Source organism: Ruegeria sp. BG5 (genome assembly GCF_056538425.1).
This window is the reverse complement of the sequence record NZ_JBQFTC010000003.1, coordinates 265,727-282,947: the sequence shown is the minus strand read 5'-3', so window position 1 is coordinate 282,947 and position 17,221 is coordinate 265,727. Positions and strand designations below refer to the sequence as shown.

13 protein-coding genes are annotated in these 17,221 nt (G+C 58.7%); 8 read left to right on the top strand and 5 right to left on the bottom strand.

The genetic code is table 11. From position 1 onward, the window contains the following. Positions 1-1,125 (bottom strand): ABC transporter permease, encoded by a 1,125-nt coding sequence (locus ACR0KX_RS13345; protein ID WP_170622120.1) that lies wholly within the window; start codon positions 1,123-1,125, stop codon positions 1-3. Between the two features lie 206 nt (positions 1,126-1,331). Between ACR0KX_RS13345 and ACR0KX_RS13340 the strand changes: the two genes are divergently transcribed. The 8 genes from ACR0KX_RS13340 (at position 1,332) to ACR0KX_RS13305 (ending at position 11,519) form a co-directional block, all read left to right on the top strand. Continuing rightward, the gene (locus ACR0KX_RS13340; RefSeq protein ID WP_170622121.1) at positions 1,332-1,736 is read left to right on the top strand and encodes an SxtJ family membrane protein; all 405 of its coding nucleotides are present in this window, start codon (positions 1,332-1,334) and stop codon (positions 1,734-1,736) included. Positions 1,737-1,753: 17 nt separating this feature from the next. Next, the gene (locus tag ACR0KX_RS13335; protein ID WP_170522955.1) at positions 1,754-1,903 is read left to right on the top strand and encodes a DUF5989 family protein; all 150 of its coding nucleotides are present in this window, start codon (positions 1,754-1,756) and stop codon (positions 1,901-1,903) included. Between the two features lie 4 nt (positions 1,904-1,907). After that, on the top strand, positions 1,908-3,743 hold the full coding sequence (locus ACR0KX_RS13330; RefSeq protein WP_170622122.1) for a carbamoyltransferase family protein: 1,836 nt from the start codon (positions 1,908-1,910) through the stop codon (positions 3,741-3,743). A 72-nt stretch (positions 3,744-3,815) separates the two neighbouring features. Then, positions 3,816-5,348: a sulfatase-like hydrolase/transferase gene (locus tag ACR0KX_RS13325; RefSeq protein WP_170622123.1), complete on the top strand. Its 1,533-nt coding sequence runs from the start codon at positions 3,816-3,818 to the stop codon at positions 5,346-5,348. A 192-nt stretch (positions 5,349-5,540) separates the two neighbouring features. Beyond that, positions 5,541-7,226 carry an aspartate-alanine antiporter gene (gene aspT / locus ACR0KX_RS13320; protein WP_170453736.1) on the top strand — a complete coding sequence of 562 codons (1,686 nt, stop codon included), beginning with the start codon at positions 5,541-5,543 and terminating at the stop codon, positions 7,224-7,226. 18 nt (positions 7,227-7,244) lie between these two features. Beyond that, positions 7,245-8,861, top strand: coding sequence for a bifunctional aspartate transaminase/aspartate 4-decarboxylase (locus ACR0KX_RS13315; RefSeq protein ID WP_170622124.1), 1,617 nt, complete (start codon positions 7,245-7,247; stop codon positions 8,859-8,861). 61 nt (positions 8,862-8,922) lie between these two features. After that, entirely contained in the window at positions 8,923-10,818 is a 1,896-nt protein-coding gene (locus tag ACR0KX_RS13310; RefSeq protein ID WP_170453738.1) for a PAS-domain containing protein, read from the top strand. Further along, a complete protein-coding gene (locus tag ACR0KX_RS13305; protein WP_170453739.1) occupies positions 10,818-11,519 on the top strand; it encodes a response regulator transcription factor in 702 nt (233 codons plus the stop codon). Before ACR0KX_RS13310 ends, ACR0KX_RS13305 begins: the two co-directional genes overlap by 1 nt. Positions 11,520-11,577: 58 nt before the next feature. On the opposite strand, the gene ACR0KX_RS13300 is transcribed toward ACR0KX_RS13305, so the two are convergent. Genes ACR0KX_RS13300 through ACR0KX_RS13285 form a run of 4 tightly spaced genes read right to left on the bottom strand, consistent with a single transcriptional unit; the run spans position 11,578 to position 17,176 of the window. Continuing rightward, complete coding sequence (locus ACR0KX_RS13300) at positions 11,578-12,888, bottom strand: HlyD family type I secretion periplasmic adaptor subunit (protein WP_170622125.1); 1,311 nt, start codon at positions 12,886-12,888, stop codon at positions 11,578-11,580. Beyond that, positions 12,872-15,022 carry a type I secretion system permease/ATPase gene (locus tag ACR0KX_RS13295; RefSeq protein WP_480708506.1) on the bottom strand — a complete coding sequence of 717 codons (2,151 nt, stop codon included), beginning with the start codon at positions 15,020-15,022 and terminating at the stop codon, positions 12,872-12,874. The genes ACR0KX_RS13300 and ACR0KX_RS13295 overlap by 17 nt, the downstream gene beginning before the upstream one ends. Continuing rightward, positions 15,019-16,353: a TolC family protein gene (locus ACR0KX_RS13290; protein WP_170622126.1), complete on the bottom strand. Its 1,335-nt coding sequence runs from the start codon at positions 16,351-16,353 to the stop codon at positions 15,019-15,021. The genes ACR0KX_RS13295 and ACR0KX_RS13290 overlap by 4 nt, the downstream gene beginning before the upstream one ends. Next, the gene (locus tag ACR0KX_RS13285; protein WP_170522930.1) at positions 16,346-17,176 is read right to left on the bottom strand and encodes a SapC family protein; all 831 of its coding nucleotides are present in this window, start codon (positions 17,174-17,176) and stop codon (positions 16,346-16,348) included. Before ACR0KX_RS13285 ends, ACR0KX_RS13290 begins: the two co-directional genes overlap by 8 nt. Positions 17,177-17,221 lie beyond the last annotated feature (45 nt).

The following is a 17,221-nucleotide window of genomic DNA, read 5'->3' as shown; positions in this document are numbered from 1 at the left end:
TCAGATCCCCAGCTCTGAGAAGAAGATCGAAAACAGCGCGTCGATCGCGATCACCATGAAAATCGACTGCACCACCGAGGCGGTGGTGCGTTGCCCGACGCTTTGCGCCGAGCCCTTGACCTGCATGGCCTGCCAGCACGCGATGACCCCGATGACCAGCGCAAAGAACGGGGCCTTGATCAAGCCAACGGCCAGTTGCCAGACATCGGTGCTTTCGTTCAGGCGCGTGATGAACATGCCGGGGCTGATGCCCAGATCGATCCAACTCATCAACGCGCCGCCGAACAGCCCGGCCATATCGGCGACAAAGCCGAGAATTGGCAACATGATCAGCAGGGCCAGAACACGTGGCACCACCAGAACCTCGATCGGGTCCAGACCCAGCGTGCGCATGGCGTCAATCTCCTCCTGCACCTTCATCGACCCGATTGAGGCGGTAAAGGCCGAGCCTGACCGGCCCGCGACAATGATCGCGGTCAGCAAAATCCCCAACTCGCGCAGAACCGAGATTGAGATCAGTTCGACCACAAAAATCTCGGCCCCGAACTGTTTCAGCTGCGTGGCCCCCTGAAAGGCCAGAACAACGCCGATCAGAAACCCCATCAGCGCCACGATGGGCAGGGCCTTGAACCCGGTTTCTTCCATATGCGTGAACAGGGCCGCCCGCCGCAACCGCCATGGCATTGCAATCGTGCGGGCCAGCCGGTGCAGGGTCAGACCCAGAAACCCGAGGATCGACAGCGTATCCTTCCATGCCCCGAAGGTGCTGCGACCAACGCTCTCGACCCAATCGGCGAAGGTCCTGGGTTTGGCCAGCCGCCCCGGCTTGTCGGGGATGTTGTGCGATACGGTATCGATCAAAGCGGCATGTGCCGGTTTCAACCCCAGAAACTGAAGCTGCGCGCCATTGGCCGTGAACCGCCGCGACAGGTCCGCCACCAGCCACGCGCCACCGGTATCCAACGCCTCGACTTCCGACAGGTCCACGGTCACGTCGCCGCCAACTGGCTGAACCGCGGCGAAGTCGCGTTCGACCGTTTCCAAGGACTGCGTCAGCAGCGCGCCCGAAATGCGCACATGTGTGCCGGTGCTTTCGCGCTCAGAGGTGATCTTGGGCGGCGTCATGAGGACATGTGACGGAAAACGCCCACGGGCTGCAACGGCTTTGTTGCTTTCGCGGGGATTTGGGAGATCAGAATGGCCTGGGTGTGACACTGCTTGGCGTCAGAGTGCAGATTCCCGGTCGCATTGTGACCCAATTCACTTGTTTCAACCGAAGGTAATGCTACCTTATTACATGTGGTTGAGTTTTAGTTGTTTGGTTGTGTGTCATGTCTGACCATCACGCGAATGTTGATGTCGAAATCGGGTCCGAGCGCGGGTTCGGATTTGTCTTCACAGCGGTTTTTCTGATCATTGCCCTGTGGCCTGTATTTGGCGGCGGATCCCCGCGTTGGATACTGCTTTTCATTGCAGGGATCATCCTTGCGCTGACTTTTCTTGCCCCGCAGGTTTTGGCCAAACCGAACCGGCTTTGGTTCAAGTTTGGTATGCTGTTGGGGGCCATTGTCGCGCCTGTCGTGATGTTTCTGGTCTTCATCACCACCTTTGTGCCGTTTGGCCTGGTGGCGCGATTGTTGGGCAAAGACCTTTTGTCCGAAAGGCTAGATAGCAGTGCAGAAAGCTATTGGGTCGTCCGCAAGGACCAGCCTGGCAGCATGAAACAACAGTTTTAAAGAAGGGAGTACCAGACGTGACATTCGTTTCCGAGCTCTGGTCGTTTTTGAGGGTCAGAAAGAAGTTTTGGCTGCTGCCCATCTTTGTGATGCTGGCTGTATTCGGTGGACTGATCGTCCTTAGCCAAGGTTCTGCCATCGCGCCGTTCGTTTACACGCTGTTCTGATCTTATGACGTACATTCTGGGCATTTCCGCGCTGTATCATGACAGCGCCGCAGCATTGTTGCGCGACGGCCAGATCGTGGCCGCCGCACAGGAAGAGCGGTTTACCCGCAAAAAACACGACCCCGGATTTCCGGAAAAGGCGATCCAATACGTGCTGGCCGAATCAGGCATCACCTTGGCGGACGTGGACAATGTCGTGTTCTACGACAAACCGTTTCTGAAATTCGAACGATTGATCGAAACTTACATCGCAGTCGCGCCGCGCGGGTTCAATTCGTTCCGAATGGCCATGCCGGTCTGGTTGCGTGAGAAGCTATTTCTGAAGGATTTGCTGAACAAGCAGCTTCGCAAAATCGATCCCGGTTTTACCGTCGATAAGATCCTTTTCTCGGAACATCACGTCAGCCACGCCGCCAGCGCGTTTTACCCCTCACCCTTTGAAGAGGCGATTGTGCTGACGGTGGATGGTGTGGGCGAGTGGGCCACAACCACGGTTGGTATCGGGCGCGGCAATGAGCTGACGATGGTCAAGGAACTGCATTTCCCGCATTCGCTGGGACTGCTCTATTCCGCCTTCACCTATTACACCGGGTTCAAGGTCAATTCCGGCGAATACAAGGTCATGGGTCTGGCCCCGTACGGGGTGCCGAAATACAAGGATCTGATCCTCGAACATCTGGTTGATTTGAAAGAGGACGGCTCGTTCCGGCTGAACCAGAAGTACTTTAATTATACGGCCGGTCTGACCATGACCAGCAAGGCGCTTGAGGATTTGTTCGGCCAGCCCGTACGCAAGCCCGAAACCGATCAATTGACGCAGTTTCATATGGATATCGCTGCATCCGTGCAGGCCTTGACCGAAGAGATCATGCTGCGTATCACCCGCGATCTGGCGCGCGAACACGGCATCCGAAATCTGTGCATGGCGGGCGGTGTCGCCCTGAACTGCGTGGCAAACGGCAAGATTTTGCGCGATGGCGCGTTTGACAACGTCTGGATTCAGCCTGCCGCCGGGGACGCAGGCGGGGCACTAGGGGCCGCCTGCGCTGCGTGGCATCAGGAATTGGGGAACCCACGACAGGTCACCTCGGGCGATCAGATGCAGGGGGCCTATCTGGGCCCACGTTTCGAAGATGATGAGATTGCCGCAGAACTGACCCGTGCCGGGGCCAAATTCACCACCTACGAAAACGGTGAACTGGTCGATCAGACTGCGCAGGCGCTGGCGGACGGAAAAGCGGTCGGATGGTTTCAGGGTCGGATGGAGTTCGGGCCACGCGCCTTGGGCGCACGCTCGATCCTGGGGGATCCACGATCCGAGTCGATGCAGAAAACCCTGAACCTGAAGGTCAAATACCGCGAAAGCTTCCGCCCCTTCGCGCCGTCTGTCCTGCGCGAGGACGTCGCGGATTGGTTCGAGCTGGACGGCGACAGCCCCTATATGCTGATCGTGGCCGATGTTCAGGAAAAAATCCGCCGCCAGATGACGGATGAGGAAAACGATCTGTTTGGCATCGACAAGCTGAACGTCAAACGATCCGAGATCCCGGCGGTGACCCATGTGGATTACTCTGCCCGCATTCAGACCGTGCATCAGGACACGAACCCGGCCTATCACGCGCTGATTTCCAAGTTCAAAGACCTGACCGGATGCTCTTTGGTCGTGAACACCTCGTTCAACGTGCGGGGCGAGCCGATTGTCTGCACTCCGACCGATGCGTTCCGCTGCTTCATGGGTACGGATATCGAGGTTCTGTCGATCGGCAACTGCCTGTTGCGCAAAGAAGATCAGGACTCGGCGCTGAGGGAAAATTACGAGACCAAGTACGAGCTCGACTAAGTTCTTGCGAGGTCAGTCGTTCCGCGACACAGTCCGCACCAGAAACTCGGGTGCGGAATCGAGGTGCGCGACATGGGTCAGGCTGGGAAAGTTCTGTTCATCATAATCGACCAGCTTCGGGCAGATTGCCTGTTCGGAGCGTTGGCGGATCATGTAAACCTGCCAAATCTGCGATCCTTCATGGCCGAGGCGGTGACGTTCAAACGGCACTATTCGGTGACCAACCCCTGTGGCCCGTCACGCGCATCGCTGTTGACCGGGCAATACGCGATGAACCACCGCTCGGTCCGTAACGGTACGCCGCTGCGCCACGATATTCCCAATATCGCGACCGAAATGCGCAAGGCTGGCTATCTGCCGATGCTGTTCGGCTATACCGACACCCCGGCAGACCCGCGTGCCTACGACCCGAATGATCCGATCCTGCGAACCTATGAACAGTCGATGGAAGGCTTCCTTGAAGTTGTCGAGATGCGGTTGGAGGAATCCTATCCCTGGCGCGCGCATCTGATGAAAAAGGGCTATGCGTTCGACAGCTATATGGACGTCTACAAGCCGGTTTCGCCGTCAGGTGGGCCGCCCAAACTAAACGACCCGGCGATGTATCGGGCCGAGGACAGTGACACGGCCTTTCTGACCGACGCGTTTCTTGAAGGCATCGCGTCGCATCACGATCAGAACTGGTTTGCTCATCTGACCTATATCCGCCCGCACCCCCCATTGGTGGCCCCGGCGCCGTACAACACCATGTATGACCCGGATAGTGTGCCTTTGCCGGACCGGCTGGCCACGCCCGAAGCCGAAAAAGCCCTGCACCCGTTCTTTGGCCCCAAGCTGGAGGTCTACACCGAAAAAGAGTTTGTGCACGGTTTTGATGCGGTCGCGCCCACGGATAAGAACATCCGTACCCTGCGGTCGATCTATTTCGGACTGGCGAGCGAGGTGGATCACCATATTGGCCGCGTGGTCCAGTACCTGAAGGACAGCGGACAGTATGACGATACGCTGATCGTACTGACGGCGGATCATGGTGAGATGCTGGGCGACCGGCATAGCTGGGGCAAGATGACGGTCTATGACGCGGCCTATCACACACCGCTGATGATCCGGATGCCCGGAAATCAGGCGCGGGCGGGGGCTGAGGTGACGGTTCCCACTGAATCCATCGACATCACGCCGACCATTCTGCAATGGGTCGGGCAATCCGCCCCGAACGAGATGGACGGTCGGTCCCTGATACCCTTATTGCAGGGCAATGTGCCCGACGATTGGCGAAACTATTCCTTCAGCGAGCTTGATTTTTCCGAGCCAGAGAACCCGACCCTTTGGCAACAGCGCTTGGGGACGGGCAACAGCGATTCATGTCTGGGCATCCTGCGCGATGATCGCTTCACGTTGATTGAGTTTGCAGCCGACCTGCCGCCGATCCTGTTCGACCATCACGGCAAGGGTGAGTTCGAGAACGTCGCCGGTGACACGGCCTATGCAGATGATCTTGCCCGGTTGTGTCGGCAGATGCTGCGGCATTGGATGCGGAACATGGATCACACCCTTTCGCTGCATTCCATCACGCATGAGGGCGCAAGGTCCCGTAATAGGTACTAAGCCTCGGAGTTCGGAAAAATCCTAGACAAATTCATATCTTACGATATCGTCGCCTTGACTTGATGCATTTGATTTCTTTTCCGCCAGGCAGCGTGACGGTTTGATTGGTTGATTGTCCTGTGTGAAGGCCTGCGGCTTCTCATATGAACGGTATCCCGGCCTCTGGGGTGACGTGGTTACAGGAGATGGGCGATGATCGACTGGTTTGTGAATGTGTTGCGCAGCTACCCCGAACTGGCGGTGTTTCTGTCCATCGGCATCGGGTTTCTGGTTGGTCCATGGAAGCTGTTCGGGTTCAGTCTGGGCACCGTAACCGCAACTCTGCTGGCTGCTGTCGTGATCGGGCAGGTGCATATCGAGGTCGACTCGGCCGTCAAATCCACTTTCTTCATCATGTTTATCTTTGCCGTCGGATACGGCGTCGGGCCGCAGTTTATCCGAGGGCTCAAGGCCGATGGCGCGCGCGAGGTTCTGTTTGCGCTCAGCGTACTGGCCCTGTGCCTGATCGTCCCGGTTGTTGCCGCCAAGATTGCCGGGTTGGAGCTTGGTTTTGCCGCCGGGCTTTATGCTGGATCGCAGACAATCTCGGCTGCGATTGGGGTGGCGACGGATCAGATCAACCAGTTGGGGCTGTCGTCCGAGCAGGCGCAAACCTATGCCAACCAGATCCCGATTGCCTATGCGGTCACCTATATCTACGGCACCATCGGCTCGGCCATCATTCTGGCCAAGATCGGGCCGCGTCTGATCGGCGTTGATCTGGTCGCCGCCTGCAAGGAATACGAGGCGAAGCTGGGCGGTGGTGCGGCCGTGGACACGGGCGAGGGGATCGTTTCGGGCTATCGCGCCATCGAATCCCGCGCCTTCGTGATCCCCGAGGGCAGCGATCTTCTGGGCCAACCCGTCAAAGACCTCATGCCCGGCGTCCGCATCTATGCCGAGCGGATCAAACGTGGCGACCAGATCGTCGAGGTCGAAGATGATACGATCCTGCAGGCGGGCGACACCGTCATGTTCTCAGGCCGCCGGGCCGACCTTGTGGGATTGCTCGAAGCCAAGCTGAAAGAGGCTGACGCGCCGGAACTGCTGAGTATCCCGTCCGAAAAGCTGGATGTTCTGATCACCAACAAAGAGGTGCACGGAAAAACGCTGGAGGAGTTGGGCAAGCTGTCCATGGCGCGCGGCGTCTATGTCTCGAAGCTGATGCGCAACATGGTTGAATTGCCTCTGTTACCGGGCACCGTGCTGCATCGCGGTGACATTCTGACGGTGCTGGGCAGCAAACGTCATGTCGAGGCTGTGATAGCCGAAATCGGCTATGCTGACCGGCCCGTAGATACAACTGATCTGGCCTTTGTCGGCTGGGGCATTTTCCTCGGTGGGTTGGTCGGGACGCTGGCCATCACGATGGGCGGGTTTCCGATCAGCCTGTCGACCACGGGCGGCGCATTGCTGTCAGGTCTCTTGCTGGGTTGGTTGCGTACGGTGCATCCCACATTTGGGCGCATTCCCGGCCCGTCATTGTGGTTGATGAATACACTCGGCCTGAATGTCTTTATTGCCGTGATCGGAATCACCGCCGGGCCGGGCTTTATCGCCGGGCTGCAACAGGCGGGTATTGCCTTGCTGCTGTGGGGGATCGTGGCGACGTCCTTGCCGATGATCTTCTCGGTCTATGTGGGACACTATGTCTTCAAGTTTCACCCGGCCATCCTGTTCGGGGCCTGCGCCGGTGCGCGTACCACCACGGCGGCGCTGGGGATGATACAGGAAGCGGCCCAAAGCCGAATTCCCGCGCTGGGATACGGGATGCCCTATGCCATCGGAAACACGCTGCTGACCATCTTTGGCATGGTCGTTGTTTTGATCCTCAGCTGATTTGGAAAGGTTGGATTCATGGACAGACTGAAACTGCATGACTACGAAGCGCTCAGCCCCTTTCAGATCAAGGATGAGCTGATCAAACTCGCCTCGGACGAGGCGCACAAGTCGAACTCGGCCTTTCTGAACGCAGGCCGTGGCAACCCCAACTGGATCGCCACCCGCCCGCGCGAGGCGTTTTTTGCACTGGGTCAGTTCGCTGTGACCGAAGCCAAACGCGTCATGAACCACCCAGCGGGTCTGGGCGGGATGCCCGCGCAGAACGGATGCCATGAGCGTCTGTTGAAATGGGCCGAGACCCACGCCGAAACGCCGGGCGTCGATACGCTGCTTGAGGTGATCAAACACGCGATCTTCGCCTTCGACTTTAACGCGGACGCGTTTGTGCATGAACTAACGGATTCGATCATCGGCGACAACTACCCGGTGCCGGATCGCATCCTGAAACACAACGCGATCATCGCGCATGAATACCTGATGTGGGCCATGTGTTCCGGCCATCAACCGGATGCGAAATTCGATCTGTTTGCGGTTGAAGGCGGCACGGCGGCCATGTGCTACATTTTCAAAACGCTCAAGGCAAATCGGTTGCTCAACCCCGGGGACACCATCGCCCTGTGCACACCGATCTTCACGCCATATCTGGAGATGCCCGAGCTTGAGGATTACAGCCTCGAATCCGTGCATGTCGAAACCGATGAAGAGGACGGTTTTCAACTGACCGATGCAGCGGTGGAAAAGCTGAAGGACCCGAAGGTCAAAGCCTTCTTTCTGGTCAATCCGGGCAATCCGTCATCGGTTGCATTGAACAAGGCCTCGCTGCAAAAACTGGCGGATCTGGTCGAAAATGACCGACCCGATCTGATCATGCTGACCGATGATGTTTACGGCACCTTCGTGCACGATTTCACCTCGGTCATGGGATTCGTGCCGCGCAATACGATTGGAGTGTATTCCTACTCGAAATATTTTGGCTGCACCGGCTGGCGTCTGGGCGTGATCGCGGTTGCGCAGGACAATATCTTTGACTTGAAACTGGCCGAACACCCCGATGAGATCAAAGAGAGTTTGGACAAACGCTATGGCACGCTCAGCCTGACGCCGCGCGACATTCGGTTCATCGACCGTCTGGTTGCGGACAGCCGGGATGTTGCACTGAACCATACGGCGGGACTGTCCCTGCCGCAGCAGGTGATGATGACCCTGTTTTCGCTGGTCGAGCTGGTGGATACCAAAAAGGACTATCAGGCCGCCTGCATGGAACTGGTCCATCGCCGCTTCAAAATGCTGACCGAGGCTTTGGGCATCGATGTCGATGCAGGCGAGAACTATGACGCCTATTATGGGATCATCGACTTCGAATTCTGGCTGCGAAAATATGTCGGCGAAGAGGTCGTGGACTGGATCAAGCAGAACGTCCACCCGCTGGATATCGCGTTCAAACTGGCCGAAGATCACGGCATCGTCCTGCTGAACGGCAGCGGGTTCGACGCCCCGGGCTGGTCGGCGCGCGTGTCCTTTGCCAACCTTCCGGACGAGGCCTATTCCCAGATTGGCCGCGCCGTCCGGGCTGTCGCGCGTGGATATGTCGAAGCCTACAGAGCCGCCAATAACAAACCCCTGCACGGGTAAATCAGCCCCCTACACCTGCGGGCTGTCTGGTGCTACGGATAACCTGCGGGGGAGGGTGATTTTGGACATTTCGGAACAACGCATCAAGGCGATGACAACCGCCGGGCTGAACCTGATTGGTCAGGCCCTGTCGATCTATGACAGCCAATTGCGGCTGGTCCTCAGCAACCGCCGGTTTCAAGAGATGTTCGACCTTCCCGACGAGCTGGTGCAACCGGGCGCATTGTTCCGCGACACGATCTATTGTCTGGCCAGCCGAGGGGAATACGGCGACGAGGACAGCGTCGAGGAAATGGTCAAGGTGCGGGTCAATCAGGCTCTGGCCTTCGAACCGCACTATATGGAGCGCGTGCGTCCAAATGGTCAGGTGATCTCGATTGAAGGTGCGCCATTGCCGCAAGGTGGTTGGGTTGCCGTTTACACGGACATTACCGGAGCAAAACGCGCCGAAAACCTGCTGCGCGCCCGGTCCGAGGAATTGTCCGGCCAATTGCTGACCCATGCCGAGGAACTGTCGGCCACCAACCGCCAGTTGGCGGCGACGATCACAGCGCTGGAAGAGGCCAAGCGCGAGCTGACCGAGATTGAAGCCCGCACGCGGATGACGACCGAAATGATGCCCGCCCATATCGCCCATCTGAACACCGAAGGGCGGTACGATTATTCGAACCGGCGTCTGAGTTCGGTCATGCCCGGTCGTCCGTCGGATATTCTGGGCCTGCATATCTCGCAGGCGTTGGGGGCCAGCGCCTTTGGCCGCGTCGAAAGCCATTTGCAAAGGGCCTATGACGGCAATACGTCTGTTTTTGAATTCACCGAAGATCAGGATTCCCGCCGTATCCGAGTCTCGTTCACGCCGGACGGGGCAGGGGGTGTTTACGTCATGTCGGTGGATATAACCGAAGAAACGCAAGCCCGCGTTGCCCTGCAACAAACCCGCCGCCGCGAGATGGCCGCGCAGATGACCAACGGGCTGGCGCATGACTTTTCCAACCTGCTGACGATCATCCTTGGGATGCAGTCCCAGCTAACCAAGATGGACCTGCCCGAGGACGCCCGCGCTCTGGTCGCCGCAACCCAGAAAACGGCGCGGCGGGGTGGTCAGTTGCTGAACCGGATCGCCGATATGACGGGCAATCGCACACCGCAGCCCAAAGCCACCGATATGCGCCGTCTGCTCGAGGATTTGCGGATTGTCGCCACCCCGTCTTTGCCGCGCGGTGTTGGCCTGTCGGTTGTCAATACCTTGCCGGATCAGGCCCTTATGCTGGATCCGGGTATGTTGCAGGACGCGTTGCTGAACCTTGTGCTGAACGCGCGGGATGCTTGCGGCACGTCTGGTCAGGTCACGATCAGCGCCCACACGGTCGGCAATATCTGGGTCGAGATCACGGTGTCAGACACAGGTCCCGGCTTTTCGTCAGAAGCGCTGGACAAAGCGCTGAACCCGTTCTTCACCACCAAAGGCAGCGATGGCTCGGGCCTTGGTCTGCCGATGGTTTACGACACGGTTAAGCTGGCAGGCGGTGATCTGAACCTGCGCAATACGCCCTCTGGCGCATCGGTCGTGCTGCGGCTGCCCTACCGGCCTGCCCCCCCTGAACAGGATGGTCTGGTGCTTTTGGTCGAAGACAGCGATGACCTGCGCGGACAGTTCCGGGATATGCTGATCGATCTTGGCCATTCGGTGATCGAGGCGACCTCGGCCGATGAGGCGCTTGCGTTGACTGCAAATGTGGAAGGGATTGTCATGGTGCTGTCCGACATTCGGCTTGAAGGGCCCGCTACGGGTTTGGACATGCTGGCGCAGCTTCCAACGGAATTGCCCTGTATCCTCATGACTTCTTTGCCTTATTCCGACCCGCTGCATCGGCAGGCCCTTGCCAAAGCGCCCGTGCTGAGTAAACCCTTCTCGCAGGCGCAATTGTCCGCGCTGATCCGAACCGAGGCCGCTTGATGACCCAGCCGTTGGTGACCATTCTGGATGATGAGCCCGAAATCCGTCGCATCCTGACAGATGCGCTGGAAGAGGCCGGATTCCGCACCCAAAGTTTTTCCCGCGCGCGCGAGTTCGAGGCTGCGTTGAAACGCGTCACACCGGATGTCTGTCTGGTGGACTTGTCTCTGCCGGATACGGACGGGTTGGCACTGGTCCACAGGCTGGCGCTTGAACAAGGGGCGGCGGTGATCATCATTTCGGGCCGGGCTCAGGTACAGGACCGGGTCACGGGGCTGGAACTTGGGGCAGATGACTACATCACCAAGCCATTCGACCCGACCGAAGTTGTGGCGCGCATCCGCGCCCGGCTGCGGTCTCCGCGCGGGCAGGCGCCGAATTCCGACGTCGCGACGTTCAACGGATGGACGGCGTATTTCGATCGTTATGTTCTTGAGGATGGCTCAGGCGTCGAGACACCGTTCAGCCATGCCGAGGGCGAGGTTCTGCGCCTGTTTCTGGAAAGCCCCAAACGTTTGATCAGCCGCGCCCAGATGCAGGAGTCACTGGGCGGTGGGGCCGGTGACAGCTTTGACCGCGCGATGGATGTTCGTATCTCTCGGCTGCGGACCAAGCTGGGAGAGGACCCCAAGAACCCGCGATTGATCAAAACTATCTACGGCGCGGGATATATTTTTGTGGGTGACGTAACCTGGAAATAACTTCCATTTCCCCGAAGGGGAATGGCGCAATCGACCATCGTTCTTAACGAAACCCGGGTTACTCTCGCAGCGCCTGATCTTTGATCTTCACAACGGGCTGCAGAATGTAGTCCAGAACAGATTTCTTGCCGGACAGGATGTCCACTTCGGCGATCATGCCGGGGATGATCTCGACCGCAATACCCTGCGCGTCCAGCATGGTGCTGCTGGTTCTGATCTCAACAACAAATACCTCTTCGTCGTTGCGCTCGGACCGGGTGATTGTATCTGCGCCTATGCGAAGAATTTCCCCATCCAGGCCGCCATAACGCGCAAAATCATAGGCCGTGATCTTCACTTTTACCGGCTGGCCTGCGTGCAGAAAGGCAATGTCCTCGGGTCGAACATAGGCTTCGACCAGTAACGAGTCATCCAGCGGAACAATCTCGATCAGATCCTCGCCGCTTCTGGCCAGACCGCCAATCGTGGTGCGATGGATACGGTTTACGATCCCCCGAACGGGTGAGCGTACCTGCGCCCGCGATGCCCGGTCGCGCAGGGCGGGAAGGGCAGGCTCCAGCGCCGCAAGCTCGGCTGTGGCCAGCGCCAGATCGGTCAGGGCCGCGGTTCGAAACCGGCTGCGCGTGGCTTTGATACGGTCGTCGATTTCGTCCAGCCCTGTTTTCAACCGGCTTGTCGCCGCCTCGGCCCGAACCTTGCGACCCTGCCATTCCGCCTCGCTGCGGCGCAAGGTCAGCAGGGTGGTGGCAGGCTCCATCCGTTGTTCGACCAAAGGGGCCATGATTGCCCGCTCTTCGGCCAACACTTTCAGCGTTGCGTCGGCGGTTACCTGATCGACCAGCCCTTCTTCGTATTCCTGATGTTTCTGTTGTCTTTGACGTTCGAGGATCGCGACTTCCGCGCTTAGTTCGGCTTGGCGACCCTGATACAAGGCGGTTTCCGACTTCACGACATTTGGTGCACCAGTGATCAGCTTTGCGTCAAAACGAAGATCTGTTCCTTCGATTTCAGCCTGCAAACGTTGCACGCGCGCCATGAGACCATAGGCACGCTGCTGTTCCTGACTCAGCTGGCTTTCGATCTGCGTGGTGTCGAGTTCCATAAGCAACGTGCCTGTTTCGACAACCTCACCTTCGCGCACGTGAAGCGCCTGCAGCACTCCGGGCTCGGTCGCTTCGATCATTTGCAGGTCGCCTGAAGGCACAATGCGCCCGTCCACCCGCGTGACGTCGTCGAGCTCTGTCAGATAGGCCCATGTCCCCGCCGCAAGCAGGCAGGCCAGGATCACGATCAGCAACAAAGATCCGCGCAACGGCGAGCGCCCGCGCATTTCACGCGCGAGTTGGGCCAGCTCAGGATGCTGCGACATTCAGATGCCTCCCCACCCGACGCGCGTGCTGCGCCAGCAGGCTTTTGGGTCCGTCCGCGCCGATCTTGCCACCCTCAATCACAATCACCCTGTCGACCAGTTCCAGCAAACTGGTCCGATGGGTGACAATGATCATAGTCGTGTCCTTGGTTGCCTCTTTCAGACGCTGGATCACCTGCGCCTCGGTCTTTACATCCATCGCGCTGGTTGGTTCGTCCAGCAGCAATACGGGCGGTTTGCCGATCAACGCGCGCGCCAGAGCTATGGCCTGTTTTTGCCCGCCCGACAAACCCTCGCCCCGTTCTGCCAGTTGTTGATCATATCCTCCGGGGTGGCGCGCGACGAAATCCTCTACCCCGGCAACACGCCCGGCCTCGATCAGGTCCGCGTCGCTGGGCCGGATCGCTCCGCTGACAATGTTGTCCCGAATGGAGCCTGAGAACAGCCACACATCCTGCAAAACCGAACCGACATTGCGGCGCAGGTCGCCGGGATCAATCTGGCGGATGTCCAGACCATCCAGCATGACCGAGCCCACTCGGGGCGTGTAGAGCCCCAAAATCAGCCGCGCGATTGTGCTTTTGCCCGAGCCGATTTGCCCCAGAATGGCGACCTTTTCACCTTGGTTCACGGTGAAAGATACGCCGTTCAGGATGTCTTCACTCTGATCGGGATAGGCAAAGTGAACATTGCTGAAGGAAATGGCACCCTTGACGCCGGTTCGGGATATCCAACTACGGCCTTCGGGCCGCTCGCTTTCGGCCTGCATCAATGCGTTCAGGTGGCGATAGGCGCTGCGCGCTTGATTCACCCGAGTCAGCGTCTGGGCCAGTTGACCCAAAGGAGCCAGCGCGCGGCCCGTCAGCATGACGGATGCAACCAAGGCGCCCATGCTGGCCTGACCTTCGGTGATCAGGAAAACACCGTAAAACACGATCAGAACCTGAGCCGCCTGCTGCGTGAACCCCGTCAGGTTCAAAGCGAACTGAGTGACCGCCCGACTTTTGGCACCATGCGACGATTGCCGTTCAATCGCATGTTCCCATCGATTGCGCATCTGTCGTCCGGCGGCCGTGGTTTTGATGGTTTCCAAACCCGTTACAGCTTCGACCAATACAGATTGCTTTGATTGTCCATCCTTAAGGCTTTTTTCGGCCATGCGTGACAGGATCGGTTGCACGGCCAGCCCGGTCAGCAACACAACAGGGACGGCAAGCGCGGGGATCAGCGCCAGATCGCCACCCACCAGATAAATGACAAAGATGAACAGGCCGATGAACGGCAGGTCGACCACAGCGACCAACGTGGCCGAGGTGAAAAACTCGCGCAACGTTTCAAACTCGCGCACCGTGCTGGTCATTGCACCGGTCGAACCGGTGCGCGATTTCATCTGGATGTTGAGAAGGTGATCAAAAACACGCCGCCCCATGAACAGGTCGGCATTCTGGCCTGCCCGATCAATGAAACCCGCCCGCAACAACTTGAGAATGAAGTCAAACAGCAAGGCCAAGCCCACGCCGATGGTTAACGCGATCAGGGACTCGGTTGCTTCGTTGGGAAGAACGCGGTCATAGACCACCATGATAAATATTGAAGTCGAAAGGCCCAGCAGATTGGCCAGCGCTGCGGCAAGGGCTACCTGAATATAGGACCACCGGTTGGCGGCCAGAGCGGACCAGAACCAGTGGCCGGCATGGCCGGGGGCTTTTGCGATCAACTCCGCCTTGTGATCGCGCCGGAACAGGATCGCGTATCCGGTATAGGCTTTTGCAAGAGCCTGTTCGGCCACTTCGCACAGGCCTGTACCGATTTCGGGATCGAAGATAAGCAAGGCCCCACCGGGCGCGCGCCCGTGGTAGGTGACGGCCTTGCCCCCATCCAGTAACAGCATCGCGGGGACAAGGGTGTCGTCAAAGGCTTTGAGGTTCTGGGCACCGTATCCCGCTTGCAGCCCGGCCCGTTGGGCAACGCTGAGAATGTCTCGCACGCTCAAATCGCCATTCTGTCCGGATTGCGCCGAATGAAGTGCGGCCAGAGTGATGGGCCGCTCTAACGTTTCGGCGATGTTCAGCATGCAGGCTTCAATTGCCGATACCTGCTCTTGGGTCGATGGCCTGTCGCTGTGATCCATCATGGTGTGCCCCAAGTGTTGAAGGACAGCCCCAGCAGGTCGAGTATGTCGCCTGTCAGGCTAAGCGCGGCATAGTTGGTCAGGAAAAAGCTCTGTTCGGCCAGGATCAGACGTTCCTGAGCGTTCACGTAATCCCTTTGCGCATCCAGGATTTCGATCAGGCTGCGACGGCCTATGGTGAATTGCGCCCGCGTTGCCTGAACGCTTTCGGCATTTGCCTCGACCGCGATTCTGGCCGCGCGCAATCGTTCGGCCCCAGCTTTCTGGTCCGAGCGGATGAACCCAAGCTCGCGCGTGATTTCCCGGATCAGCGCTTCGCGCGCGAATTCTGCGTCTTTGACCCGAGCTTGCGCGGCTGTGATGGCGGCCCGCCTTTGACCGGTGCTGTCGAGCTCATAGTTGAAGGACAGATCCACACCGAAATTTGCGTCGCGATCCGTGTCCTGATTGGCAAAAGCAGCGACCCGAATGTCAGGCTGCCGACGTGCCTGCGCGGCAGTCCATTCTGCCTTGGCAGCCAACAGGCTTGCGTCTGCCCGGCGGACCTGCGGGCTGTTCATCACGATCTGCGCATCGGTCCGGTTCAGATCGGGTGCCCGAATGGGCTGCGGCAACGGCCCGGCCGGGGTTCCAAACACCTCGCGGAACCGGGCTTCGGCCCGGTCAACTTGGGCGATCGCATCGGCAAGGCGGGTGCGGGCATCTGCCATGCGCGAACGGGCCGTCAACACATCCGCGTTAGACCCGGCACCACTGACCGCCCGTTCAGAAATCTGGCGGACAAGATCTTCGTGCGCGGTGACATTCTGCGAATTGACGTCGCGAATTTCGCGCCGGTCCAGCACCACCACATAGGCTTCGATGGCGGCAAGCGCGGTGGCTGCCGCCGTCTGCAACTGATCGCCATGGCTTTCATAAACCCGAGCCTTGGCGGCGGTCAGATCACCCCTTGCTGCGCCACCGTCATACACAAGTTGCGATACGCGCAGATAAGGCGATACATCCGCAATGTCCGAGTCGATCCGCTCGGACCGCGCGTTCACACCCAATGAGACCTGAGGCAGAAACGCTCCCCTTGCCGCATCCTGATTGGCGGCTGCAACTTCCATGCGTGTTTCGCTTTGCGCCAGCGTCGGGCTTGTTTCGACGGCGTTTCGAATCCGCTGGCCGAATGCGCTTTGCGTCAGCGGGGCAGAGGGTTTGGTCGCCCCGGCACCAGCGGTGCCACCGGAGAACGAAAGTTCAACGCCCGACAAATCGGGGGGCTGCGTGCAGCCGGACACGTGGAGTGCGATGAGAATGCAGCCAGCGATTTGAACAATAATATTAAACATATGCTTGGACACCTTCCGGTTGATTAAGGCCAAAGGCGTGTTCTTTGGCTTGCGCACCGACAACAGCGTCCAAAAATCCGGATATCTCGGATGAGGCGCGTCCACTCGCGCGATCTACCATCTGACGCTGTGCTTGCGTCAGCCAGGCAACGTGAGACAGCGACACCTGATGAGCATGGATCAGCCGCAAGGCACCACTATTGGTCAGAAGCGATTTGTGGCTTTGGGGCAGAGAGTGCACGGCCCGCAAGCTGACGCCGAGCAAACCATCCGGGCACTCGACACTGGTAAGCTGATCCAGGGGGCTAAACAGATGCATACCCTGAATGACCCGGCACAAAGTCAGTGTGTTCTGCTTAGCGGCGGCGCGTTGGCAAAGAAAACGCTGCACCTTTACCAACTCGGGTGTCAGCTTGCCGTCCGCATCAAAAAAACACTCGTCGCGCGGGTCGTCGGTGACAAGTCCAAGGGTTTCGTCGACCATCAGGCAACCCGCCGGTTGGGGTTCGGACTGCGCGCCTGTCAGGTCTACTTGAAACGGCGGGCAGCGGAGAGCTGACGGCAAATATTGCGCCAACCAGGTTCCTTCGTCCGACACAAATGGCGTTGACCCCGCGGCGTGTACAGACAGCAAGGCAACGGCTTCGACTTCACCCGAGACGACGCGAAACGCGATTGGAAATGCGGCCGCAGCCTGAAGGATTTCCGGCTCAACCACCGGGCATTCAGGAAGATGCCGGGCAAATTCAAAGGATGTGAATCGCCGCCAATACCGATGCCCGTGGTTGAGACGCGTGACCGGAGTTAAGCCGTTCTGCACCATAACTGCCCCCTCGTTCTGTTTGGTTTCCAGCCTTTTGCCGAGATT

Bases quoted from the DNA above. Each gene is read 5' to 3' on its own strand.
- ACR0KX_RS13300 (WP_170622125.1), bottom strand. From the start codon at position 12,888: ATGTCGCAGCATCCTGAGCTGGCCCAACTCGCGCGTGAAATGCGCGGG.
- ACR0KX_RS13305 (WP_170453739.1), top strand. From the start codon at position 10,818: ATGACCCAGCCGTTGGTGACCATTCTGGATGATGAGCCCGAAATCCGT.
- ACR0KX_RS13285 (WP_170522930.1), bottom strand. From the start codon at position 17,176: ATGGTGCAGAACGGCTTAACTCCGGTCACGCGTCTCAACCACGGGCAT.
- ACR0KX_RS13325 (WP_170622123.1), top strand. From the start codon at position 3,816: ATGGGTCAGGCTGGGAAAGTTCTGTTCATCATAATCGACCAGCTTCGG.
- ACR0KX_RS13295 (WP_480708506.1), bottom strand. From the start codon at position 15,022: ATGATGGATCACAGCGACAGGCCATCGACCCAAGAGCAGGTATCGGCA.
- ACR0KX_RS13290 (WP_170622126.1), bottom strand. From the start codon at position 16,353: ATGTTTAATATTATTGTTCAAATCGCTGGCTGCATTCTCATCGCACTC.
- ACR0KX_RS13340 (WP_170622121.1), top strand. From the start codon at position 1,332: ATGTCTGACCATCACGCGAATGTTGATGTCGAAATCGGGTCCGAGCGC.
- ACR0KX_RS13345 (WP_170622120.1), bottom strand. From the start codon at position 1,125: ATGACGCCGCCCAAGATCACCTCTGAGCGCGAAAGCACCGGCACACAT.
- ACR0KX_RS13330 (WP_170622122.1), top strand. From the start codon at position 1,908: ATGACGTACATTCTGGGCATTTCCGCGCTGTATCATGACAGCGCCGCA.
- ACR0KX_RS13315 (WP_170622124.1), top strand. From the start codon at position 7,245: ATGGACAGACTGAAACTGCATGACTACGAAGCGCTCAGCCCCTTTCAG.
- aspT (WP_170453736.1), top strand. From the start codon at position 5,541: ATGATCGACTGGTTTGTGAATGTGTTGCGCAGCTACCCCGAACTGGCG.